Here is a 22,558-nt window from a genome sequence, read left to right as displayed (position 1 = left end):
CGGCCAACAGGCTACATGTTCGGGTAATTGGGACCTCCGCCGCCCTCGGGCACGACCCAGTTGATATTCTGGGTCGGGTCCTTGATGTCGCACGTCTTGCAGTGGACGCAATTCTGGGCGTTGATCTGAAGCCTGGGATCGCCCTTGTCCTGGTCCACAATCTCGTAAACGCCCGCCGGGCAATATCGGCTCTCGGGACTGTCGTAGAGCGCGAGATTTATCGTGATCGGGACTGCGGCGTCCTTGAGCGTCAAGTGAACCGGCTGGTCCTCTTCATGATTGGTGTTCGACAGGAACACCGACGAAAGGCGATCGAAGGTCAGCTTGCCGTCGGGCTTGGGGTAGCGTTTCGCATGGACATGGTCGGTGCGGCGAAGTGTCGTGTGGTCAGCATGATGCTTGAAGGTCCATGGCACGCCGATCTTGAGATGGTTGAGCCACAGGTCGAGCCCGGCATAGAGCGTGCCGACAGTGGCGCCGAACTTGGTAACCGCGGGCTGGGCGTTGCGAACCAGCTTGAGTTCCTTGGCGATCCAGCTTGCCCGGAGCGCAGGCTCATAGTCCGCTAGTTCGTCATGTCGGTGATCGGCGATGACCGCGGCAAAGGCGGCCTCGGCGGCGAGCATGCCCGACTTCATCGCGGTGTGACTGCCCTTGATGCGCGGCACGTTGACGAACCCAGCCGAGCAACCGACCAGCACGCCCCCGGGGAAGGCGAGGGTGGGGACGGCTTGCCAGCCGCCCTCGTTGATTGCGCGGGCGCCGTAGGAAACGCGCTTGCCCCCGGCGATTTCGGGGGCAATCGCGGGATGCGTCTTCCACTGCTGGAATTCCTCGAACGGGGACAGCGTCGGGTTTTGGTAATCGAGCGCGACGACGAAGCCCAACGCGACTTGGTTGTTGTCCTGATGGTAGAGGAAGCCCCCGCCCCACGCGTCGTCAAGCGGCCAACCTTGCGTGTGAATGACTCGTCCAGGATGATGCTGGTCGGCAGGAACGTCCCACAACTCCTTGATTCCAAGCCCATAGACTTGCGGGCCACTATCCTTGCGCAGGTCGAAAATGCGCGTCAATTCCTTGGTCAGGTGACCCCGCGCGCCCTCGGCCATGAAGGTGTAGCGCGCGTGGATTTCCATGCCGGGCTGCCAGTCGGCCTTGCGCGTGCCATCGCGGGCAATGCCCATGTCGCCGGTCGCGACGCCCTTGACCGAGCCATCGTCGTTGAACAGGATTTCGGCGGCCGCGAAGCCGGGGAAGATTTCGACCCCGAGCTCTTCTGCCTGCCCCGCCAGCCAGCGGCAGAAGTTGCCGAGGCTGACGGTATAGGTACCCTTGTTGTCGAGGAAGCCCGGCATCAGCAGGTGGGGCAGATTATACTTGCCCTTCTTCGTCAGCACCCAGTGGAGATTTTCCGTGACGGGGACGGTCAGCGGCGAGCCCTTGTCCTTCCAGTCGGGGATAAGCTCGTCGAGCGCGATCGGATCGACCACCGCACCCGAGAGAATATGGGCGCCGATCTCGCTCCCTTTTTCAAGGATGCAGACCGAGATTTCCTTCGATTGTTCAACGGCAAGCTGTTTAAGGCGGATCGCCGAGGCCAGCCCAGCGGGGCCGCCACCGACGATGACGACATCATATTCCATCGATTCGCGTTCGCTCACGTGCCGCCACTCCAAAACCCTGCGCCCTGCCCTGCCAATTCCTTGACCGCATCGTCAATGGGTCAGACAAGGACGAGGATGAGCGTTGATGCCGAACAATATACGATGGACGAGGCCCGGCGGCTGCTTGGCTGGTGGATCGAGGCGGGGGTCGACTCGCCCGTTGGCGAGGAACCGCGTCACTGGCTGAAGCCCTTGCGGGCGCAGGTGGCGGGGGCGCAAGTGCCGATTGCACGCGAGATTGCACCGCCAAGCCCGGCTGAGCTTCCAGCGGATTATGAGGCGTTCCGGGCGCATCTGGAGCAGGCGACGGGCTTGCCGCTCGATCGCGACGGGGCGCGGCGGGTGCTGCCCCACGGACTGGCGGGAGCGAAAATCATGCTGGTCAGCGAAATGCCGGCGCGTGAGGATGCCGCGGACGGGCAGCCGATCGGCGGCGAGGCGTGGCTGCTTGCGGTCAGGATGCTGGCGGCGATCGGGATGGCGCCCGACGATGCCTATAGCGCGTCGCTGGCATGCTTTCATGTGCCCGGCGGCAAGATAAGCGAGGCCGAGATGGTGCGGTGCGGCGATATGGCGCGGCAGCATGTCGCGCTGGTCAAGCCCGAGCGACTGCTGCTCTTGGGCGAAGCGCCGGCGCGGGCGATGTTGGGCGAGCCGCTCGCCCGGGCGCGGGGACATGCCCACAAGGTCGAGGGGATTCGTACGGTTGCGACCTTCCACCCGCGCTGGCTGCTTCAGCGGCCGGGGGACAAGGCGCTGGCATGGCGCGACCTGCTGTTGCTGATGGACGAGCTGTGATTCTGTTGCTCGTATTGTTGATCGTCCAGGCCGACCCGCTGGCGCCGTTGCCGATAATGCCCGTGATCGCGACTCCGGTGATTGCCAAGCCAGTGGTCATGAATCCTGCGCCCTCCACGATGTTTCCGGCGTTGCCCGCTCCCCTGCCCTCTGCCCTCCCCGCCCCGGTCGTTGTGCCAAGCGACTGGCGGGGGGAGTTTGCGGCGATCCGCAAGGGGGACTGGGCCGGGGCGGCGGCGGGGATCGCCGGCTTGCCGAAAGGACCGCTGAGCGTCGTGGCCAAGGCCGAGCTTTATACCGCGAGGGGATCGCCGACGGTTTCGGTCGACGAATTGCAGGCCCTGATCGGCGAAGCGCCCGAACTGCCGCAGGCCGAACAGCTTGAGCGGCTCGCGGCAAGTCGCGGATCGGTCCAGATGATGGCGATTCCTGAGCGACCGGTAATCGGGCTGAGCTCGGCGACGCGGCGGGGCAAGACGCGGCCGGTGGTCGGCGATGCGGTCGCCGACCAGCTACGCGCAGCCCTCGACCCACTGTTGAAGGCCGATGGCGCCGATGCGGCCGAAGCGTTGATGATCCAGTCGGCGCCGCTGATGACTCCCGAAGGCCGCGCTGAAGCGGCGCAGCGAGTGGCATGGAGCTTTTACACGCTTGGCCGTGACGCCGACGCAGTGCGCGTCGCCGAGGCTGGGCGCGCCGGGGCAAGCGGCGACTGGTGGGTCGCGGCGGCGTGGGTATCGGGGCTGGCGTCATGGCGTCAGAATGATTGCGGGGCGGCGGGCCAGCGGTTCCGCGAGGTTCTCGCGAGCGCGCGCGAGACCGAGTTAGTCGCCGCGGCTTCCTACTGGGCGGCGCGGGCGGCGCAGGCATGTCGCCAGCCAGGCGCGGTGGCGCCCTTGCTCAAGGCAGCGGCGCGGTCGACCGAGAGCTTCTACGGGCTGGTCGCGCGCCAGACGCTGGGGATGGAGACGCGGATGGTCGCGGCCAGCGCCGCCGACACCGGCACCATCGACGACCTACCCAATGTGCGGCGGGCGACGGAGCTGGTCGCGATCGGCGAACGCGGGCTGGCCGACGAGGCGCTCCGTCACCAGTCGCGGATCGGGCGGGCGCAGGACCAGCGTGCACTGATCGCGGTGGCCGGACGACTGGAATTGGTCGGTACGCAATATTGGCTGGCGACCAATGGCCAGCCGGGGGCCTCGGTCGAAGCCGCGGCGCGATACCCCAGGCCGCGCTGGGTGCCGCAGAACGGGTGGCGGGTCGACCCGGCGCTGGCCTATGGCCATGTCATCCAGGAATCGAATTTCAGAACCGGCGCGGTCAGTGCGGCGGGGGCGACCGGGCTGATGCAGGTTCGTCCGGGTACGGCCGGGGACAAGGCACGGGCACGCGGTGTGGTGTTCGACCCGACGAGCCTTACCGATCCGGCGATCAACCTCGACTATGGCCAGGCGTTCATCGAACTGCTGCGGACCAACAGCGCCACGCGCGGGCAGCTGCCGCGCGTGATCGCGGCCTATAATGCCGGGCCAGTACCGGTCGAGCGATGGAGCGCAATACCCGACAAGGGCGATCCCCTGCTGTGGATCGAGAGCATCCCCTATTGGGAGACGCGCTTTTACGTGCCCGCAGTGATGCGCAACATGTGGGTTTACCAGGGACTTGCCGGGGCCGACCAGCCAAGCCTGATCGCGCTGGCGCAACATAAATGGCCGGCTTTCCCGGCGCGATAAGCAATTGATGTTCCTGTTTCGTTCTGGCATGTTTCGGGGATGGCGGTCGAAACACATCATGGTCGCGGGGCGACTCGCAATTCAAGCCCGACGCGCTTCAACCTCGCGGAGCGAACGGTCGACGGCGACTGGCTCGACAGCGTTGAAGCGCTCGATGGGGTGACACCGCGCCGGACAACCGTGACGATCGAGCGGCCCAAGTCGATCCTGACGCGCAATTCGTCGCCCGACATCGGTTTCGACCGCTCGATCAACCCTTATCGAGGGTGTGAGCATGGCTGCATCTATTGCTTTGCGCGGCCAAGCCATGCGTTTCATGACCTTTCTCCGGGGGTCGATTTCGAAAGCCGGCTGTTCGCCAAGCCCGAGGCGGCGAAACTGCTCCACGCGGCGCTGTCGCGTCCGGGCTATGAGGCGAAGAGCATTGCGCTGGGGACCAACACCGACCCCTATCAGCCGATCGAAGAGCGGTTTCGGATCACGCGGTCGATCCTGGAGCTGCTGCTGGAGACGCGGCACCCATTCACGATCACGACGAAGTCCGACCGAGTGCTTCGTGATCTCGACATCATATCGGCGGCGGCCAAGCTGGGGCTGGCAGCGGTGGCGATCTCGGTGACTTCGCTCGACCCGAAGGTGCATCGGACACTGGAGCCGAGGGCACCGGCAGCGAAGAAAAGGCTGGCGGCGATCAGGGCACTGACCGATGCGGGGGTACCGGCGATCGTGGCGATTGCCCCGGTGGTACCGATGATCACCGACCATGAACTGGAATCCATCATCGAAGCGGCGGTAGCGCATGGCGCGCGGGGTGGCTTCTATCTGCCGGTGCGACTGCCCCACGAGGTCGCGCCGCTGTTTCGCGCCTGGCTCGACGAACATTATCCCGATCGCGCGGCCAAGGTCATGGCGACGATCCGATCGCTTCGCGGAGGGCGTGACAATGACCCCGCCTTCTTCAGCCGGATGCGAGGGCAAGGGGTGTGGGCAGACCTGCTGGCGACGCGATTCGACAAGGCGGCCAAGCGATTCGGGCTGGCGCAGGCACGCTTCAACCTGCGTACCGACCTGTTCGAGCCGCCCGCGGGCGACCAGTTGCGGCTGTTGTGACTATTCGACGAACGGGCAGTGACTTACGCCGCGCCCGTGATTAGTCCGCCGAGCATGTACAAGCTTATCCTTGCCGTCACGGCACTTCCGCTGATCATGGCCGCCGCGCCGCTTCCCGCCCCTGCCCCCGTCATTCCGCCCCCGGCCCTGATCGCCGCGCTGCGCGACGATGCGCTGGCCAATGACCATATCGCGTGGGACATCACCGAGGGGCTGACCACCGAAGTCGGCCAGCGGCTGGCGGGGACCGAGGCCGAGGCGCGGGCACGCGACTGGGCGGTGCGACGGCTGACCGCGATGGGCTTTGCCAATGTCCACGTCGAACCCTTCACCATGCCGGTGTGGGTGCGCGGGGCCGAGACCGCCGAGATCGTGGCGCCCTTCCCCCAGAAGCTGGTGCTGACCGCGCTGGGCAATAGCGGGGCGACCCCGGCCGAGGGGCTGACGGGCGAGATCGTCGCGTTCGACAGCGTCGAGGCGCTGATCGCCGCCCCCGACGCGATGGTACGCGGCAGGATCGTGTTCATCGATCATCGCATGATGCCGACGCAGGACGGGTCGGGCTATGGCCAGTTCGGCGCACCGCGGCGCCAAGGCCCGACGATCGCGTCGAAAAAGGGCGCGATCGCCATCGTCGTCCGCTCGATTGGCACCGACCATCACCGCAATCCCCATACCGGGGTGCAGAGCTTTGCCGACGGCGCGCGGCCGATCCCGGCGGCGGCGCTGAGCGTGCCCGATGCCGAGCAGCTGGCGCGGATCCTGGCACGCGGACGACCGGTGACAATTCACCTGACACTGACCCCGCACTTCGTCGCGCCGGGCCAGTCGGGCAATGTCGTCGCCGACCTGGTCGGGGGCGATCCGTCGCTGCCGATGCTGCTAATCGGCGGTCACCTCGACAGCTGGGACCTTGGCACCGGGGCGATCGACGATGCGTCGGGGGTGGCGATTGCGACCGCTGCGGCCAAGCGGATCATGGATGCCGGTCGGCCACTGCGCACGATCCGCGTGGTGTGGTTCGGTGCCGAAGAGCCGGGCACCTTCGGTGCGGCGGCCTTCGCCAAGGCGCACGGCGGCGATCGCTTTGCGGCGATGGCCGAAAGCGACTTTGGCGCGGACCGGATCTGGAAGATCGACACAAGGCTAGGTGAGGGACGAAAGGCCGTGGAGGATGCGCTGTTCGCCGCGGTCGCGCCGCTCGGCGTGCTAAAGGGCGTGACCAACAAGGCCGGGGGAAGCGATCTCGACGAACTGGTCGAGGCGGGGCAGCCGGTAATCGCGCTGCGCCAGGACGGAACCCGCTATTTCGACTGGCACCACACGCCCGATGATACGATCGACAAGATCGACAAGGGCCAGCTGCGTCAGAATGTCGCGACGTGGACGGCGATGCTCGCGGTGCTTTCTGGCGGGATTGCGGAGCCGAAGCCATCACGGTGGCGTTAAGCGGACAGGAAACAGGAGAACGACATGCGCGCGATCATCATTCTTCCGGCGGTGGCCCTGCTCGGCGCCTGCCAGGTGACGGAGAATCCGAACAACAACACGTCGACGGTGACGATTTCGGGCGATTCGGCCAAGAATGGCACCGCCTCGGCGCTTGACGGAGCATCGAACGCCATCGACAGCGCGAGCAACAAGATCAACGACGTCAGCAACAATACGAGCAACGTGCGCACCGGCTTGTCGAATTTGGCAGCGTCGGCGGGCAAGCTCGGCGCATCGGTAGATCATGCCGCCGACAGCCTTGGCAATGCTGTCGATGGCAAGCATCGGGTCGAAGTGACCACCGAGAAAACGGTGACGACGAATACCGCCACGAAGAAGTAGCGTTTCGCCGGCAGGACCGGTAAAGGCGCGCGACCAGCATGAGTTCGAGCATGATTTCGGGGAGTGGCGCAGCCTGGTAGCGCATCTGCTTTGGGAGCAGAGGGTCGCAGGTTCGAATCCTGTCTCCCCGACCATTCGTCGCGACGCCAGCGGTGTGCTGAGCCCTCTTTGCTGCCCTTCCCCCTTTGCGCGGCTTCGTCAGCCCGCTAACGCACAGCCACCACCGGGGAGGGCCTGTAGCTCAACGGTAGAGCCGGCCGCTCATAACGGCTAGGTTGGGGGTTCGAATCCCTCCGGGCCCACCACCGTCGCCTTTGCCACGTAATGGTTCTTTTGGTGTGAGGAACGGCACCAGCCTACCCCCCTCGCCGCTCACGCTGCCATCGGCATCCTGAGCACGAGGTCGCTGCCGTCGGCGGCGAGTTTTCCACCCACGATGTGGGCGAGGCCGACGACCATGCGCAGCGAAAAATTGGCACCGCCGTCGGTCCCGCCAAGCACGGCCGCTTCGCTCAGGCCCTCGAGCGCGCGGGGGCGCGACAGGCGCAGCGCGCAAAAGCCGTCTTCGCGACGGACAGCGAGGCGCAGCGTCTCGCCCGCGCTGGCGGCGGCGAGGACGGCGCCGGTAAACCGGTCGAGCAGCCGCTCGGCAAGCTCGCGATCGAGCGAGCAAAGGCCCTCGTGCGGCGGGGCGTCGACCGCAAGAGTCACGCCGAGCGCGTCGGCAGTGACACGCAATTTCTCTGCAAAGGGAGCGAAAAATTCGGCGAAGTCGCTGGTCGGACTGTCACCGGGGTCGCGGCCGCGAAGGCGCGCAGCGAAATCAAGGTCGTCGACTCCGGCGAGCAGGATCCGCGCCTGGACGACAATCTCGGCAGCGCGGGCGCGATAGCCGCTTTGCGCGGGGCCGAGATATTGGCCGTCGATGATCTCGGCAAAACCGATGATCGCGTTGAGCGGGGTCTTGATCTCATGGACCAGCTCGCGCAGCGCGGCGGGATCGAGCGGGCCTGGCCGGGCGGCAACCACCGGAGCGGCGAGCGCCTCGGCGCGGCGGGCGATGCCGCGATAGCCGACGAAACGCCCGTCGCCCTGTGCAAAGGCGGGAACGCCACTGATCAGCCAGCGGCCGGCGACGACCCCGATATCGGGCAGCGCGAGCGACGCGTCACGAAACGGGGCGCGCCGGGCAAAGGCGCGCTCGACATCGCGGTCGACCCCTTCGTCAGGCATGGCGCGGGCGATCGAGCGGCCGACGAGCGCGCCGCGGGGGGCGCCGTCGACCCAGCCGATATTGCCCCCGGGGCCACATTCCCAGCGGAACAGCGACGTGGTTTCGAGCGGGCTGGGCGCGGGCGTGGAGGGACGCGGTGCGGAAGGGGCGGTGACCAGTTCGGCAACGGGCGCGGGCTCCGCACGCTGGGCGCTGAGCTTTTCGAGCCGGTCGAGCAGCTGGCTGATCGAGGGCATGTCGGTGCTGGCGGGGACGGTCGGGGACGGCGGCTCGGTGGCACTGGCGCGGTTTGCGAGCGCGGGGTGCATCGCTTCGAGGAAGCGCAGGACATCGGGCGAAGCGGCGGCAAGGAGGCCGTCATCAGGCTGGATTGCGGTCAGCAGCGGGGCGGCAACGTCGAGGCTGTCGGCGGCGAAAGTGCGCAGGAGCGCGGGCAGTAGCGGACGACCGGCAATGGCGCGGGCAGCAGCAGCGCGGAGCGGAGTGGCGACCTCGCGCTGGCCTTCGCGAATCTGGTCGAGCGCCTGATCGATGACGGGTCCGTCGGCGTCGGGGCCGGCACGCGCGACGAGGTCGACCAGCTGGCGCCAGCGAACGGCGCGGTCATGCTCTCCGCCGGGCCGGACGGCGAGGATCGTGGCAAGGCGGTCGTCGAACTTCACGTGGCTTCGCTGTCGGCCTTTTCGTCGGCGATGGGCGCGTCAGGCTTGGGCGGGATGAAGTGCGCTTGACAGGGGGCGTGCGTTAACCATCCCGTTTCAGGACAGTATCCTTACGCGTTGAAACCAGAACGAAAAAGGGCGCCGGCCTACGCCAGCGCCCTGATCGGGGGGGGGCGCCAGCCTTCGCTAGCGCCCCTTTTTCGTGCCTAGAGTCGGGGCCTAGCGGGTTGAAACCCAGGCGAGCCAATATTTGGCAATTTCGGACTGAGTGCCCCCGACCAGCTGCAGTGCCGCCATCGCCCCCGCCTTGTCGCCCGACTGGCCAAGCGCCTCGCCGAGCCGCAGGTTAATGACATTGGCATCGGCCCCAGGCTTGGTCAGTGCAGCGCGGTAAAGCGTTGCCGCCTGGGCGAATTCGCCATATCCAAGCAGGCGATCGGCGGCCGCAACCGTGACGGCTGCGGTCGGCGCGGTGAGCCCGGTCTTGGCGCCGGCCATGGCGATGGCGCGATCGCCGAGCGACTTGCCCTTGGCGAGGGCATAAGGACGAACGAAGGTCATCGATTGCAGGCTGATCGACTTGGCGGCTGCACCCTCGTCGAGCAACGCGACGGCTTCGCCGGGATAACCGCGGGCACTGAACGTCTGCGACGCTTCGAGATAGTCGGATTCGCCGGCGAGAGTCTTGGTGGCCCGCCCAAGGCGGTACATGTCGATCAGACTGGCCCGATCTAATCCACTCATGTTGCGGTAGATGGCGATGGCATCGTGCCAGTGCGACTGGGTCGGGTAGGCCGCCACCCATTGGCGCGAGGCTTCGAAGGCGGTGGGCAGTTTGGCGTCATAGGCGCGACCGACGGCGGCACCATACCATGCCTCGGGCACGATCTTGCCCATCGCCTTCTGGCGCGCGATTGCTTGGTTGATCGCAGCGACGCTTGCCGCCGGTTGCTGCAGCTTCATCGCGATGTCGCTTTTGAACAGTAGCGAGTCGACATCGTTCGGATCGAGCGCGAGCGCCTTGTCGAGCGTGACATTGGCTTGAGCATATTGATTTGCTGCGCCGTATGAGCGCGCGGCCTGAAGATAGACCTTCGGTATCAGCGACGTATTGCTGCCCACAGCGCGGTTGGCGTCGGCGGCGGCGACGAGGGCGGCTGGGTCATTGCTGTCGATCGCAACCTGAAGTTGGAGACTGGCGATCGCGGCGCGGTCATCGTCGGTCTTGGCTGCGGCCTGCGCGGTCGCGAGAAGGCCCGGGATGGTCGCGCTGCTCTTGGCCTTGACCGCCGTCTGCAATTCCATGATCGACTTGCTTGCTGCCGTGCTGAGCTTGAGCTGGCGCTGGGCGGGAGCCGCGGCAGCCGGGGCTTGGGCAGCGGCGGGAATGGTAGTGGCGGCAAGCGCCAGCGCGATCGAGCTGGCAAATGCGGGGTGCAGCAACTTCATGTATCTCTCCTCTGGTCTTGCCGTCGGCGCGGCAATCAAGCGGCGGCTGGCATAGTCGCCAATATGGCCATAGCAAAGTCGCGAATCGCAGCGTCGGGCTGAATGCCAATTGAACCAGTGCGTTGGGTGTGACGCTTTGACCGCAATCGACGGACCCGCTAGCGCGCGGCCCATGCTCATCCTCCTCTCCCCCGCCAAGACGCTCGATCTCGATACGCCTTTCGCCGATGCGCCGACGAGTCCGCGCTTTGCCGCCGACGCCGGGCGGCTGGCGCGGGCGGCGGCAAAGCTGGGACCGCTGAAGCTGGCCGAGCTGATGCACATCTCCCCTGCCCTTGCCGAGCTCAATGCGAAGCGGTTCAAGGGGTTTGCGAAAGCGCAGGAACGGCCGGCGATCCGCATGTTCGCAGGCGACGTCTACCGCGGCTTTGATGCGGCGTCGGCGGATGACGACAGCATGGCCTTTGCGCAAGATCATGTGCGGATCCTGTCAGGCTTGTACGGGATATTGCGGCCACTGGACGCGATGCGGCCTTATCGGCTGGAAATGGGGACGAGGTGGGCGCCCAAAGCGGACCGACTGGTCGATCATTGGGGCAACAAGGTCGCCAAAGCGCTGTTGGCTGAGTTGAAGGAGGAAGGATCGGGCACGATCCTAAATCTGGCGAGCCGCGAATATTATGAAGTTGTGGGGCCCAAGCTGCTCAAAAAAGTCCGGGTGATCGCCCCCGACTTTCGGGTCCGCACCGCCAAGGGCCTGACATTCCAGAGCTTTACCGCCAAGGTCGCGCGCGGCGCGATGGCCCGGTTCGTGTGCGACGAGCGGATCGCCGATCCCGCTGGGCTGGAGGGTTTCGACCGTGACGGGTGGCGCTTCGACGCCGACGGATCGAGCCCAGCAAAGCCGCTGTTCATCCGCGCCGGATAAGGGTGCGCCCAAGCGGCTGCGGGGTGGTGTTCAGGCCCCCAATCTCCTAGGGAAAGGAGGAGGATTGGCGACTGCCGATTCTGCTTGTTCAAACGACCCGACAGGACCCGATTTTGGCCACTACGCCGCCGGTTGCAGAGCTTAGCGACATTGCTCCCATCTCCATCGTCGAGGAGATGAAGACCAGCTACCTCGACTATGCGATGAGCGTCATCGTCAGCCGCGCGCTGCCCGATGTGCGCGACGGGTTGAAGCCGGTCCATCGCCGGATCCTCTATGCCTGCCAGGAAGCGGGCTATGTTGCCGGGCGCCCCTATCGCAAGTCGAGCCGCATCGTCGGTGACGTCATGGGTAAATATCACCCGCATGGCGACAGCGCGATCTATGACGCGCTCGCGCGGATGACGCAGGACTGGTCGATGCGGCTGCCGCTGATCGACGGCCAGGGCAATTTCGGGTCGATGGATCCCGATCCCCCCGCCGCGATGCGCTATACCGAAGCGCGGCTGGCCAAGGTCGCAAACTTCCTGCTCGGCGATATCGACAAGGACACGGTCGACTTCACGCCCAACTATGACGCCAGCGAGCGCGAGCCGCAGGTGTTGCCAGCGCGCTTCCCCAATCTGCTGGTCAACGGCGCGGGCGGAATCGCGGTCGGCATGGCGACCAATATTCCGCCACATAATCTGGGCGAAGTGATCGCCGCGTGCCGTGCCTATATCGCCGACCCGGCAGTGACGTCCGAAGCGCTGATGGAGCACGTCAAGGGACCCGATTTCCCGACCGGGTCGATCATTCTTGGCCAGAGCGGAATCCGATCGGCCTATACGACCGGACGCGGGTCGATCCTGCAGCGCTCGCGCCACCATGTCGAGGAAGGGCGCAATGACCGGCGCTCGATCGTGCTCACCGAGATCCCCTATCAGGTCGGGAAGAACGGGCTAGTCGAGAAGATCGCCGAAGCCGCCAAGGACAAGCGGATCGAGGGTGTTTCGGACATTCGCGACGAGTCCAACCGGCTTGGGGTCAGGATCGTCATCGAGCTGAAGCGCGACGCGACTCCCGAGGTCGTGCTCAACCAGTTGTGGCGGCATACACCGGCGCAATCGAGCTTCTCGGCCAACATGCTGGCAATCCGTGGCGGGCGGCCCGAGACGCTGGCGCTGCGCGACATCATCGAGGCGTTCATCAAGTTCCGCGAGGAAGTGATCACGCGGCGGTCGAAGCATGAATTGCTGAAAGCGCGCGAGCGGGCACATATCCTGCTCGGGCTGGTGGTTGCGGTTACCAACCTCGATGAAGTGGTGCGGATCATTCGCGGATCGTCGAGCCCGGCAGCAGCGCGTGAGGCGTTGATTTCGCGTGAGTGGGACAGCGAACAAATCCGGCCGTACATCAAGCTGGTCGAGGCAGTCGAGCCGCAAGCCGCCGGATCGACCTATCGCCTATCCGAGATCCAGGTCCGGGCGATCCTCGAGCTTCGCCTCCATCGCCTGACCGCACTGGGCCGTGACGAGATTGGTAACGAGCTCGCAGGACTTGCCAAGATCATTACTGAACTGCTTGATATCCTTGGTGACCGGGCAAAGCTCTACGCGGTGATGCTGGAGGAACTGAACGCGGTCGACTCCGAATTCTCGACCCCGCGCAAGTCCGAGCTAGCCGCCGCGTTTGACGGGCTCGACGACGAGGACCTGATCGAGCGCGAGGACATGGTCGTGACGGTGACGATGTCTGGCTATATCAAGCGCACCCCGCTGGCGCTGTTCCGCGAGCAGAAGCGTGGCGGCAAGGGCCGGTCGGGGATGAACACGAAGGAAGAGGATGTCGTCACCGAACTGTTCGTGACCTCGACCCATAACCCGGTGCTGTTCTTTTCCAACCTTGGCCGGGTTTACCGGATGAAGGTATGGCGCCTGCCCGAGGGAAATCCGGCGGCGCGCGGACGGCCGATGATTAATCTGCTGCCGCTCAACGAGGGCGAGACGATCACGACGGTGCTGCCGTTGCCCGAGGATGAGGACGAATGGGCCGCGCTGCACATCATGTTCTGCACCGCCAAGGGAACGGTCCGGCGCAATCCCATGACGGCGTTCACCAACATCCCGACCGCCGGCAAGATCGCGATGAAATTCGGGGTTTCCGAAGAGGAAGGCGAAGAGGGCGATCCGAGCGACCGGCTGATTGCGGTCGACCTGCTGACCGAGGAAGACGACGTTCTGCTGGCGACCCGTAACGGCAAGGCGATCCGTTTCCTGTCGACCGATGTGCGCGAGTTCCAGTCACGCTCGTCGACCGGAGTCCGCGGGGTGCGGCTGCTGGGTGACGACAAGGTGATTTCAATGTCGATCCTGCGCCGCGCGGGAACGACGTCCGAGGAGCGCGAGGCCTATCTCCGATCGCCCAAGTGGCGCGACAATGACGGAGCCGAGGGATTGTCGGAGGAACGTTATGCCGAGCTCGCCGACAAGGAGCAGTTCCTGCTGACGGTGACCGAGAACGGCTTTGGCAAGCGCAGCTCTACCTATGAATATCGCCGCACTAATCGCGGTGGCCAGGGCATCACCAACATCGTCACGTCGGAACGCAATGGCGGGGTGGTCGCATCCTTCCCGGTCAAGCCGGGCGAGCAGCTGATGCTGGTCACCGACCAAGCCAAGGTCATCCGCACCACCGTCGGCGATATCCGCATCGCCGGGCGCAATACGTCCGGGGTGATGATCCTTCGCGTCGGCAAAGGCGAGCATGTCGTGTCGGTCGCCAAGATTGACGAGAGCGAGGACGTCGAGGTCGAGGGGCTCGACGAGCTGGCGCCGACCGACGATGCGGTGGTCGGAGAGGACCTGGCGGCAGGCAGCGACGAGTAGAGGAACGAGGGCGATCGGCACCGCGTTGGCTTGGAGTACCCCTTGCTTCGGGTCGCCAAGGAGAATGTGATGCCACTTCCCAACAATGCCCTCGTTCTGGTTACCGATGGTCGCAAGCTGCTGCTGCTTCGCAACCATGGCGACGCGGCGCAGATCGACCTTCGTGTCGAGCGCCACGACGAGCGGTCGGACCAGAAGAATGGCGAGATGACGACCGACGCGCCGGGAACCAACCAACAGTCCGGTGGCTATGGTCGTACTGCCTATGAGGAAACCGACTTTCACCAGCTGGAGGAGGATCGCTGGGCCAAGCAGGCAGCCGAACGGGTCAATGCGCGGGCGCTGCGGAACGACTTTGATGCGCTGGCGATCATTGCCCCGCCACGCACGCTGGGCGAGCTTCGCAAATGCCTGCACAAGGCGGCGGCTTCGAAAGTGGTGTGCGAGATCGACAAGGAAATGACTGGGCGGCCCATCGCCGACATCGAGGCACTGCTGGTGGCGCACACCGCGCGGGCGGAATTGGCCGACGTTTGAGCGCGTGGTTGCTCAGTGCCCGCGGATGACGGGGTAGAGTGACGCGACGAGCAGCCCGGCGGCGATGAGGTTGAAAGCGCGCAATTTCTTCGGCTGGCCGAGGAAGCGGCGCAGCTGGATTCCCATCGCCGTCCACAGCGTCACCACGGGCACGTTGATCAGAATGACCAGCGCCGCGATAATGGCGAGCCCGCGCCATGGATCGGTCGGGGGCATGTAGGCCGACAGCACGGTCAGCGCCATTGTCCAGCCCTTGGGATTGACCCACTGGAAGGCCGCCGCCTGGAGGAAAGTGAGTGGACGTGCGCTGCTTTCACCGTCGTCGACGGTCGGAGTCGGCGCGGTCGCGATCTTGAAGGCGAGGTAGAGCAGGTAGGCGATACTCGCGACCTTGAGCACCGTCTGGACGATCGGAAATTCGGTGAACAGCCGCGCCAGGCCAAGGCCGATGACCATGATCATCAGCGGGAAGCCGAGCATCACCCCGAGCATATGCGGGATCGACCGGCGGAAGCCGAAGCGCGTGCCCGACGACAGCAGCATCAGATTGTTCGGCCCCGGGGTGATCGAGGCGACAAAGGCGAACAGGGTGAGGGCGGCGAGCGCGTCAAGCATTGTCGCGCTCTAGCGATTATCTGGTGCGGCGCCATGCCCGGCGTGAAGACGTCGCTCGACTTGGATCGGGCCGAGCGGATAGGGGGAGCAATGACCCACGACATTCACATCATCGGCGGCGGGCTCGCAGGATCCGAAGCGGCGTTTCAGCTGGCCGAGGCAGGGCTTCGCGTGCGCCTGTCCGAAATGCGGGGAAGCGGCGATACCACGCCAGCGCATGAGTCCGACCGGCTGGCCGAAATGGTCTGCTCGAACAGTTTTCGTTCGGACGATGGGGACAAGAATGCGGTGGGCTTGCTCCACCAGGAAATGCGCACGCTCGGCAGCCTGGTGATGCGCGCAGCGGACCTGCACCGGGTTCCGGCTGGATCGGCGCTGGCGGTCGATCGCGAACTGTTTGCCGCCGAAATAACGCGGATCATCGAAGCGCATCCCAAGATCGAGCTAGTCCGCGAGCGGATCGATGTCTTGCCTGAGGGACCGACGATCATCGCCACCGGCCCGCTGACCGCCCCTGCCCTCGCCGAATCGATCGCCGAGGCGACCGGCGCGGGGGCGCTGGCATTTTTCGATGCTATCGCGCCGATCGTCCATCATGAAAGCATCGACATGGACATCTGTTGGATGGCCGCGCGTTGGGACAAGGGCGGAAAGGATTACATCAACTGCCCGATGGACCGCGACCAATATGCAGCGTTCATCGCCGCGCTTAATGCCGGGGAGAAGACCGAGTTCAAGGAATGGGAGCGCGACACCCCCTATTTCGAAGGGTGCATGCCGATCGAGGTAATGGCCGAGCGCGGGCCCGAAACGTTGCGGTTCGGGCCGATGAAGCCCGTTGGCCTCGACAATCCACGCGATTCTTCTCCCGAATACCCGGATGGGCGCTGGCCGCATGCGGTGGTCCAGTTGCGCCAGGACAATGCACTGGGCACTTTGTGGAATATCGTCGGTTTCCAGACCAAATTGAAACACGCCGATCAGGTGCGGATCTTCCGGACGATCCCGGGGCTGGAGAATGCCGAATTTGCGCGGCTCGGCGGAATACATCGCAACAGCTTCATCCGCTCGCCCGAATTGCTTGACGAGACGTTGCGGTTGAAATCGAAGCCGAATATTCGTTTCGCGGGGCAGATCACGGGCTGTGAAGGCTATGTCGAAAGTGCCGCGATCGGGCTGATGGCGGCGCGCTTTGCGATTGCCGACGCGCGCGGGGGGCTGCTCTCCCCGCCCCCGTCGCAGACCGCGCTGGGCGCGCTGCTGGGGCATTTGACGGGGGGTGCGGTGGCCGAAACCTATCAGCCGATGAACGTCAATTTCGGACTGATGCCGCCGCTGTCCGGCCCCAAGTCGAAAAAGGCCGATCGCAAGCAGCTTTACACCGATCGCGCGCGCGCCGCCCTTGGTCAGTGGCTGGCGTCGGATACTCCGGTCACCGGTGACAGCATGGTGAATGCGGTATAGCCTGCCCGACGAAGGGGAGCACCACATGATCGTAAGCCGAGCCGCTGCGGTCGCCTTGCTTGCGGCCAGCCCGCCGGTCCACGCTGCAGTCCCTTCCCCGGCCGCACTGGCCGAGGTCGACAAGATCTTCGCCGAGTGGCAACTCGCCGCCCATGTTCCCGGGCTGGTCTATGGCATTGTCGTGGACGGGCGGCTGGTCCATGTCCGCGGACTTGGCGTGCAGGATGTCGAAACCCGGTTACCCGTCACGCCCGACACACTGTTCCGCATTGCCTCGATGTCGAAGGCGTTCACCGCGCTCGCCATCCTAAAGCTGCGTGACGAAGGCAAAGTGTCGCTCGATGCGCCCGCTGAACTTTATGTTCCCGAATTGCGAGGGTGGAAGGGTCCGACCAGTGACAGCCCCCGCATCACCGTCCGCAACCTGCTGACCCACAGCGCTGGGTTCGTCGAGGATAATCCGTGGGGCGACCGCCAGCAGGTGCTGACCGAGCCCGAATTCAGCGCACTTCTCAAGGCAGGGGTTCCGGTTGCCCGAGCGCCGGGACTAACGATGGAATATTCCAACCTCGGCTATGCCACGCTCGGGCGGGTCATCTCGAACGTGTCGAGGGTTCGCTACCAGGACTATGTCGTCCGCAACCTGATGCGCCCGCTGGGGATGACGTCGACCGGCTATGACGTCTTCGCATCCCCAAGGGCACGACGCGCGATCGGCTATCGCTGGCAGGACAATGGCTGGCAGCGCGAGCCCGACATGAAGGACGGCGCCTTCGGGGCGATGGGCGGAGTAGAGACCAGCGCCAATGACTATGCCCGCTGGGTCGCTTTCCTGCTCTCGGCGTGGCCGGCGCGCGACGGACCGGATCAAGGACCAGTCCCTCGCGGCACCGTTCGGCAGATCGTGACGGGATCAAACTTCGTGGTAGCCGCCATGCGCAATCCCGCAGCGGGGGGCACCCCGTGCCGCCAGGCGCGCACCTATGCGATGGGATGGTCGGTCACCGACGATTGCGACCTCGGCACCATCGTCAGCCACAGTGGCGGCTACCCCGGCTATGGCTCAAACGTCCTGCTTCTGCCGAACAAGGGAGTCGGGATGTTTGCCTTCAGCAGCAAAACGTACGGAGGGGCTTCGCTGCCCAATTTGCGCGCGGCGCTGTCGCTTGCCAAAAACGGGGCGCTTGCCGATCGTTTGCTGCCGACCGATGCCGGTCTCGCCTCGGCCTATGATGCGGCACGGGCAGTTTGGCGGTCGGGTGACATCGCCTCGGCCCCCCTCGCCAATAATATGCTGATGGATCACGATGCGGCAGGCTGGCGCAAGCTGGTCGACGAGGTCAAGGCCGACGTCGGCAACTGTGCCGCGACCGAGCCAGTCACGCCGGTTTCGGCGATGGAAGGCAAGTTTCGCTGGATCTGCGAGCGCGGCCGGGTAGTCGGCCGCGTCCAGCGTGCGCCCGCGCCGTCGATCACGCTCCAGGCCCTCGAGTTTGCGGCCGACGTGCCTTAGAGCCCTACTTGAATCGACGAAGCGCTTGGGGTCATTCGAACGGCAGGGTGTTCGCCATCGACATCAGCAGTTTGCGGACCGAGTCAGGCATCTCGCGAGCCAGCGCATCGGCAACGTCATATTGCCCCTCAAGCCAGCCCCCGTTGATCTGCACATAGCCCATCGTCCACTCGTCGAAAATCCTTCGTTCGAGCGCCAAGTCGTCGTGGCGGCTGATCTGGCAATGCCGGGGATCGTTGACAAGACGCATATAGAGATGGTCGACTGCAGCCACCGGCCCCTCGATGGCCTGGACGAAGGCCGCGCCGTTAAACATCAACAGACCCGTCACCGCGTCGCGCGCATTATTCGCGCGCGACTTGGCAAGGATCTGTTCAACTTCTCCGGGCTGGATCCCAGGGGACGCAAAGCTGGAGTAGGTCAGTAGTTTCATACGCATGGCCAGTCGAATAACATGGACCAATTATCCGTACATTAACAACTGCACCGAGCCGGATGCACCCGCGGCTTGGGTGCTGTCTCGGCATATTCGGTGGCGGTTAGCGTACCCGAGCGATCGTCGTCGGCGCCTTCGAACTTGTTGATTGTCTTGGCCGCCCATTCATTAAATGCAAGCTGGCCGTTGTGGTCGAGGTCGAGCTTGGCGAACGCCTTGTGGCGCGGGGCGAGCAGTTCGGCCTCGGTGATCTTGCCGTCCTTGTCCTTATCGGCGCGACCGAAGCGTTTTTCCTCACGGGTCTTGAGCGTTGCTTCGGGCAGCGCGGGCAAACTGGGATTGAGGAATGCGAGTTGTCCGCTCTTGGGCGACGCGGCCTCGACTGGCGGGGCGGCGGGAGTCGCCGATCGGCTTTCGGCATGACCTTGCCAGAAAAGAAATGCGCCGGTGACAAGGAGCAGGGTGATTGCGCCGCCGGCCATGATTCGAGTCATGGGACCCTCCGTCGTTATGACAGATCCGGCACGTGCGAACCTACGCCGACCAGCGCGCCAGTCAACGGACCACAGTAATTTTGCTGGTCAGGCCGCGTTGATCTTGCCGGTCAGCCGATGGGCGAGCAGCGCCAGTGCCCGGCCGGGAGTGCCTTCGGGCTCGGCCAGATCGCGCGCGGCAAGGCGCGCGGCGAGCGTCACCGGGCGGAGGCGAACCGGGGTGCGATAGCGGCGGAGAGAGGCCAGTGCGGCGTCCCGCGCGGCGCTGAAATCGGCGATCCCGCGGCGCATCGCATCGCTCAGGGCGAACAGCGCGCCGGCCGCATCGGGCAGGTCGATGGTCGATCCGACGAGGCGCGCTTCGATCGCGAACAAGGACTGGCCGCGCCGGGCGACGAGCTCCGGGTCCTGGCGCTCCTGGATCAGTGCCGCCCAGCCCTGCTCGATCGCGGCGACGTCATGACCGCTGATGCCGAGCGGAAGGAGGGTGTCGGCGACAGCGCGCAGCCGTGGCTCGGGCGGGGCGGGATCGGTATCGAGCCGGGCCAGTGCCTCGCGCCACCATGCCAGCTTGATCCCGGCCAGCGCCGGCTGGCTGGCCCCGGCGATCGCGGCGCCCATCGCTTCGTCGATTGCCCACAGCGCAGCCACTGCCGACTGCACGGCACGCGGGAAGTGGAGCAGTGTCAACGTCCGGTCGGGGCCGAACGCGGCATCGTCAGCGATAGCAGACGCTCCGGGCCGCCTTGACCACCGCGGCGGCGTTGACCAGCGCCAGCTTCTCGAGATTGGCGGCATAGGGCATCGGCACGTCTTCGTTGGTCACGCGAAGGACCGGGGCATCGAGGTCGTCAAATCCCTCGGTCATGGCGATCGAGATGATTTCCGACGCGATCGAGCAGGTCGGCCAGCCTTCCTCGACGACAATCATGCGGTTGGTCTTCCTGAGGCTGGCGAGGACGGTCGCCTTGTCGAGCGGACGCAGCGTGCGCAGGTCGATGACTTCGGCGTCGATCCCGTCTGCCTTGAGCTCTTCGGCCGCTTCGAGCGCGACCGCGACCCCGATCGAGTAACTGACTAGCGTGACGTCCTTGCCGGGGCGGACGATCCGCGCCTTGCCGATCGGCAGAACATAATCCTCTAACACTGGCACGTCGAAATGCTGGCCGTAGAGTAGTTCATTCTCAAGGAAGACGACCGGATCATCGGTGCGGATCGCGGCCTTGAGCAGCCCCTTGGCGTCTGCGGCGCTATAGGGCGCGATGACGATCAGGCCGGGGACACTGGCATACCATGGTGCGTAATTCTGGCTGTGCTGGGCGCCGACGCGGGCGGCTGCACCATTGGGTCCGCGAAAGACCATAGGACAGCGCATCTGTCCGCCCGACATGTAATTGGTCTTGGCGGCGGAATTGATGATGTGGTCGATTGCCTGCATCGCAAAGTTGAAGGTCATGAACTCGACCACTGGCCGAAGCCCGCCCATCGCCGCGCCGGTGCCGAGCCCGGCAAAGCCATATTCGGTGATCGGCGTATCGATCACGCGCTTGGCGCCGAACTCGTCGAGTAACCCTTGGGTGACCTTGTAGGCGCCCTGATACTGGGCGACTTCCTCGCCCATCACGAAGACCCGGTCGTCGCGGCGCATTTCCTCGGCCATCGCGTCGCGCAACGCCTCGCGGACGGTGGTCGACTTGAGCGCGGTGCCCTCGGGAGCTTCGGGCGCATCATGCGTTTTGGCGACGTCGGCGACGAGGTCGCGCGCGCCTGACTCCATCTGCTTGGGCGTGGGCGTTGCCTCGGTCTTTTGCGAGGCGGGTTGTTCGATGGATTCAAGCGGTTGCGCGGGACTTGGCGACTCGCTTGGAGACGGTGTCGGAGCGGCGTCGGCGGCCTCCCCTTCCCCGCCCATCAGTGCGATCGGGGCCCCGACCTTCACCCCGTCTGTGCCTTCGGGGACGAGGATCTTGGTGATCGTGCCTTCGTCGACGGCTTCGAACTCCATCGTCGCCTTGTCGGTCTCGATCTCGGCAAGGATGTCGCCCGACTTGACGCTGTCGCCTTCCTTGACCAGCCATTTGGCGAGCGTGCCTTCCTCCATCGTCGGCGACAAGGCGGGCATCTTCAGTTCAATGCCCATCAGTAGGACTCCACCAGCACGTCGGTATAAAGTTCGCCGGGCTCGGGCTCGGGCGCTTCTTCAGCATATTTCGCAGCAGCGACAACGATCGCCTTGATTTCATTGTCGATTGATTTCAATTCATCCTCGCCCATGCCCATCGCGACAAGTTCCTTGCCGGCCTGATCGATCGGGTCGCGACCCTCGCGGTAGCTCTGGACTTCTTCGCGCGTGCGATACTTGGCGGGGTCGCTCATCGAATGGCCGCGATAGCGGTAGGTCTTGAGCTCAAGGATGATCGGGCCCTTGCCGGCGCGGGTCCAGGCGAGTGCTTCCTCGGCCGCGCCACGCACCGCGAGCACATCCATGCCGTCGACCTGGATGCCGGGAATGCGGAAGCTTTCGCCGCGCTTGTAGAATTGGTCCTCCGACGCCGACCGCGCGGTCGAGGTACCCATGGCGTAACCGTTATTCTCGATCGCGTAGATGACCGGCAGCTTCCACAGCTCGGCCATGTTGAAGCTTTCATAGACCTGGCCCTGGTTGGCAGCCCCGTCGCCGAAATAGGTCAGGCACACCCCGCCGTCGCCGCTATACTGATGCTTGAAGGCCAGCCCGGTGCCCAGCCCAACCTGGGCCGCGACGATGCCATGGCCGCCGTAAAAGCCATGCTCGACCGAGAACATGTGCATCGACCCGCCCTTGCCGTGGGAGATGCCGGCAGCGCGGCCGGTCAGTTCGGCCATGATGATCTTGGGGTCGATGCCATAGGCCAGCATGTGGCCATGGTCGCGATAGCCGGTAATCACGCTGTCCGTGCCAACAGTCATCGCCGACTGGAGCCCGACCGCGACGGCTTCCTGGCCGATGTAGAGATGGCAGAAGCCGCCGATCAGGCCGAGGCCATAAAGCTGGCCGGCGCGCTCCTCGAAGCGGCGGATGAGCAGCATCTGCTTGTAGAAATCGAGCAATTGCTCCTTCGACGCGGCAAAGCGGGTGGGTTCGGCGGGACGCTCGCGATTGTCGGCGGGAGGAGCCGGGGGAGCAGCGGTCGTTGCCGGGGACGACGTCTTTGCGGTTCGCGCCAAAACAGGGCCTT

19 protein-coding genes and 2 tRNA genes are annotated in these 22,558 nt (G+C 65.1%); 12 read left to right on the top strand and 9 right to left on the bottom strand.

The window, feature by feature from the left end; all coding sequences use genetic code 11:
• Positions 1-11: 11 nt before the first annotated feature.
• Positions 12-1,661, bottom strand: a complete 1,650-nt coding sequence (locus tag U1700_RS07720) for an electron transfer flavoprotein-ubiquinone oxidoreductase (RefSeq protein ID WP_332751658.1) — start codon at positions 1,659-1,661, stop codon at positions 12-14.
• A 78-nt stretch (positions 1,662-1,739) separates the two neighbouring features.
• Here U1700_RS07720 and U1700_RS07715 point away from each other — a divergent pair, with 78 nt between their 5' ends.
• The 7 genes from U1700_RS07715 (at position 1,740) to U1700_RS07685 (ending at position 7,446) form a co-directional block, all read left to right on the top strand.
• Positions 1,740-2,462 (top strand): uracil-DNA glycosylase, encoded by a 723-nt coding sequence (locus tag U1700_RS07715; RefSeq protein ID WP_332751656.1) that lies wholly within the window; start codon positions 1,740-1,742, stop codon positions 2,460-2,462.
• On the top strand, positions 2,459-4,198 hold the full coding sequence (locus U1700_RS07710) for a lytic transglycosylase domain-containing protein (RefSeq protein WP_332751654.1): 1,740 nt from the start codon (positions 2,459-2,461) through the stop codon (positions 4,196-4,198). Before U1700_RS07715 ends, U1700_RS07710 begins: the two co-directional genes overlap by 4 nt.
• 39 nt (positions 4,199-4,237) lie before the next feature.
• The gene (locus U1700_RS07705) at positions 4,238-5,308 is read left to right on the top strand and encodes a PA0069 family radical SAM protein (protein WP_332751652.1); all 1,071 of its coding nucleotides are present in this window, start codon (positions 4,238-4,240) and stop codon (positions 5,306-5,308) included.
• A 54-nt stretch (positions 5,309-5,362) separates the two neighbouring features.
• Positions 5,363-6,757, top strand: coding sequence for a M20/M25/M40 family metallo-hydrolase (locus tag U1700_RS07700; protein ID WP_443025907.1), 1,395 nt, complete (start codon positions 5,363-5,365; stop codon positions 6,755-6,757).
• Between the two features lie 24 nt (positions 6,758-6,781).
• On the top strand, positions 6,782-7,141 hold the full coding sequence (locus U1700_RS07695) for a hypothetical protein (protein WP_332751650.1): 360 nt from the start codon (positions 6,782-6,784) through the stop codon (positions 7,139-7,141).
• 57 nt (positions 7,142-7,198) lie between these two features.
• Positions 7,199-7,275 (top strand) — tRNA-Pro (locus U1700_RS07690).
• 96 nt (positions 7,276-7,371) lie between these two features.
• Positions 7,372-7,446: transfer RNA gene (locus U1700_RS07685), tRNA-Ile, on the top strand.
• 67 nt (positions 7,447-7,513) lie between these two features.
• Here U1700_RS07685 and U1700_RS07680 read toward each other — a convergent pair.
• Both U1700_RS07680 and U1700_RS07675 read right to left on the bottom strand, forming a co-directional pair.
• On the bottom strand, positions 7,514-9,037 hold the full coding sequence (locus U1700_RS07680; protein ID WP_332751649.1) for a sensor histidine kinase: 1,524 nt from the start codon (positions 9,035-9,037) through the stop codon (positions 7,514-7,516).
• Between the two features lie 219 nt (positions 9,038-9,256).
• Positions 9,257-10,486 carry a hypothetical protein gene (locus tag U1700_RS07675; RefSeq protein WP_332751647.1) on the bottom strand — a complete coding sequence of 410 codons (1,230 nt, stop codon included), beginning with the start codon at positions 10,484-10,486 and terminating at the stop codon, positions 9,257-9,259.
• Between the two features lie 172 nt (positions 10,487-10,658).
• Between U1700_RS07675 and U1700_RS07670 the strand changes: the two genes are divergently transcribed.
• The 3 genes from U1700_RS07670 (at position 10,659) to U1700_RS07660 (ending at position 14,818) form a co-directional block, all read left to right on the top strand.
• Positions 10,659-11,414 carry a YaaA family protein gene (locus U1700_RS07670; RefSeq protein WP_332751646.1) on the top strand — a complete coding sequence of 252 codons (756 nt, stop codon included), beginning with the start codon at positions 10,659-10,661 and terminating at the stop codon, positions 11,412-11,414.
• Positions 11,415-11,527: 113 nt separating this feature from the next.
• Complete coding sequence (gene gyrA / locus U1700_RS07665) at positions 11,528-14,281, top strand: DNA gyrase subunit A (RefSeq protein WP_332751644.1); 2,754 nt, start codon at positions 11,528-11,530, stop codon at positions 14,279-14,281.
• A gap of 69 nt (positions 14,282-14,350) precedes the next feature.
• A complete protein-coding gene (locus U1700_RS07660) occupies positions 14,351-14,818 on the top strand; it encodes a host attachment family protein (RefSeq protein WP_332751642.1) in 468 nt (155 codons plus the stop codon).
• A 12-nt stretch (positions 14,819-14,830) separates the two neighbouring features.
• On the opposite strand, the gene U1700_RS07655 is transcribed toward U1700_RS07660, so the two are convergent.
• The gene (locus U1700_RS07655) at positions 14,831-15,433 is read right to left on the bottom strand and encodes a LysE family translocator (RefSeq protein ID WP_332751640.1); all 603 of its coding nucleotides are present in this window, start codon (positions 15,431-15,433) and stop codon (positions 14,831-14,833) included.
• Positions 15,434-15,523: 90 nt separating this feature from the next.
• Between U1700_RS07655 and trmFO the strand changes: the two genes are divergently transcribed.
• Positions 15,524-16,897, top strand: a complete 1,374-nt coding sequence (gene trmFO, locus U1700_RS07650; protein ID WP_332751638.1) for a methylenetetrahydrofolate--tRNA-(uracil(54)-C(5))-methyltransferase (FADH(2)-oxidizing) TrmFO — start codon at positions 15,524-15,526, stop codon at positions 16,895-16,897.
• Between the two features lie 25 nt (positions 16,898-16,922).
• Positions 16,923-18,410, top strand: coding sequence for a serine hydrolase domain-containing protein (locus U1700_RS07645; protein WP_332751636.1), 1,488 nt, complete (start codon positions 16,923-16,925; stop codon positions 18,408-18,410).
• A gap of 31 nt (positions 18,411-18,441) precedes the next feature.
• Here U1700_RS07645 and U1700_RS07640 read toward each other — a convergent pair whose 3' ends face one another.
• The 5 genes from U1700_RS07640 to pdhA all read right to left on the bottom strand — a co-directional run bounded on the left by U1700_RS07640 (position 18,442) and on the right by pdhA (position 22,547).
• A complete protein-coding gene (locus tag U1700_RS07640) occupies positions 18,442-18,849 on the bottom strand; it encodes a BLUF domain-containing protein (RefSeq protein ID WP_332751634.1) in 408 nt (135 codons plus the stop codon).
• Between the two features lie 35 nt (positions 18,850-18,884).
• The gene (locus tag U1700_RS07635; RefSeq protein WP_332751632.1) at positions 18,885-19,340 is read right to left on the bottom strand and encodes a histidine kinase; all 456 of its coding nucleotides are present in this window, start codon (positions 19,338-19,340) and stop codon (positions 18,885-18,887) included.
• An 87-nt stretch (positions 19,341-19,427) separates the two neighbouring features.
• Positions 19,428-20,030, bottom strand: a complete 603-nt coding sequence (locus U1700_RS07630) for a hypothetical protein (RefSeq protein ID WP_332751630.1) — start codon at positions 20,028-20,030, stop codon at positions 19,428-19,430.
• Positions 20,031-20,058: 28 nt separating this feature from the next.
• Positions 20,059-21,480 carry a pyruvate dehydrogenase complex E1 component subunit beta gene (locus U1700_RS07625; RefSeq protein ID WP_332751628.1) on the bottom strand — a complete coding sequence of 474 codons (1,422 nt, stop codon included), beginning with the start codon at positions 21,478-21,480 and terminating at the stop codon, positions 20,059-20,061.
• Positions 21,480-22,547, bottom strand: coding sequence for a pyruvate dehydrogenase (acetyl-transferring) E1 component subunit alpha (pdhA, locus tag U1700_RS07620; RefSeq protein ID WP_332751625.1), 1,068 nt, complete (start codon positions 22,545-22,547; stop codon positions 21,480-21,482). The genes U1700_RS07625 and pdhA overlap by 1 nt, the downstream gene beginning before the upstream one ends.
• Between the last annotated feature and the right edge of the window lie 11 nt (positions 22,548-22,558).

Source organism: Sphingomonas sp. RB1R13 (assembly GCF_036663775.1).
Taxonomy (GTDB): Bacteria; Pseudomonadota; Alphaproteobacteria; order Sphingomonadales; family Sphingomonadaceae; genus Sphingomicrobium.
This window is presented reverse-complemented; position numbering and strand designations above follow the sequence as displayed.

Excerpts from the sequence above, each read along its gene's own strand:
- U1700_RS07675 (WP_332751647.1), bottom strand. The coding sequence starts at position 10,486 with ATGAAGTTGCTGCACCCCGCATTTGCCAGCTCGATCGCGCTGGCGCTT.
- U1700_RS07705 (WP_332751652.1), top strand. The coding sequence starts at position 4,238 with ATGGCGGTCGAAACACATCATGGTCGCGGGGCGACTCGCAATTCAAGC.
- U1700_RS07625 (WP_332751628.1), bottom strand. The coding sequence starts at position 21,480 with ATGGGCATTGAACTGAAGATGCCCGCCTTGTCGCCGACGATGGAGGAA.
- U1700_RS07700 (WP_443025907.1), top strand. The coding sequence starts at position 5,363 with ATGTACAAGCTTATCCTTGCCGTCACGGCACTTCCGCTGATCATGGCC.
- U1700_RS07695 (WP_332751650.1), top strand. The coding sequence starts at position 6,782 with ATGCGCGCGATCATCATTCTTCCGGCGGTGGCCCTGCTCGGCGCCTGC.
- U1700_RS07645 (WP_332751636.1), top strand. The coding sequence starts at position 16,923 with ATGATCGTAAGCCGAGCCGCTGCGGTCGCCTTGCTTGCGGCCAGCCCG.
- U1700_RS07715 (WP_332751656.1), top strand. The coding sequence starts at position 1,740 with ATGAGCGTTGATGCCGAACAATATACGATGGACGAGGCCCGGCGGCTG.
- trmFO (WP_332751638.1), top strand. The coding sequence starts at position 15,524 with ATGACCCACGACATTCACATCATCGGCGGCGGGCTCGCAGGATCCGAA.
- U1700_RS07660 (WP_332751642.1), top strand. The coding sequence starts at position 14,351 with ATGCCACTTCCCAACAATGCCCTCGTTCTGGTTACCGATGGTCGCAAG.
- U1700_RS07635 (WP_332751632.1), bottom strand. The coding sequence starts at position 19,340 with ATGACTCGAATCATGGCCGGCGGCGCAATCACCCTGCTCCTTGTCACC.
- U1700_RS07670 (WP_332751646.1), top strand. The coding sequence starts at position 10,659 with ATGCTCATCCTCCTCTCCCCCGCCAAGACGCTCGATCTCGATACGCCT.
- U1700_RS07655 (WP_332751640.1), bottom strand. The coding sequence starts at position 15,433 with ATGCTTGACGCGCTCGCCGCCCTCACCCTGTTCGCCTTTGTCGCCTCG.
- U1700_RS07640 (WP_332751634.1), bottom strand. The coding sequence starts at position 18,849 with ATGCGTATGAAACTACTGACCTACTCCAGCTTTGCGTCCCCTGGGATC.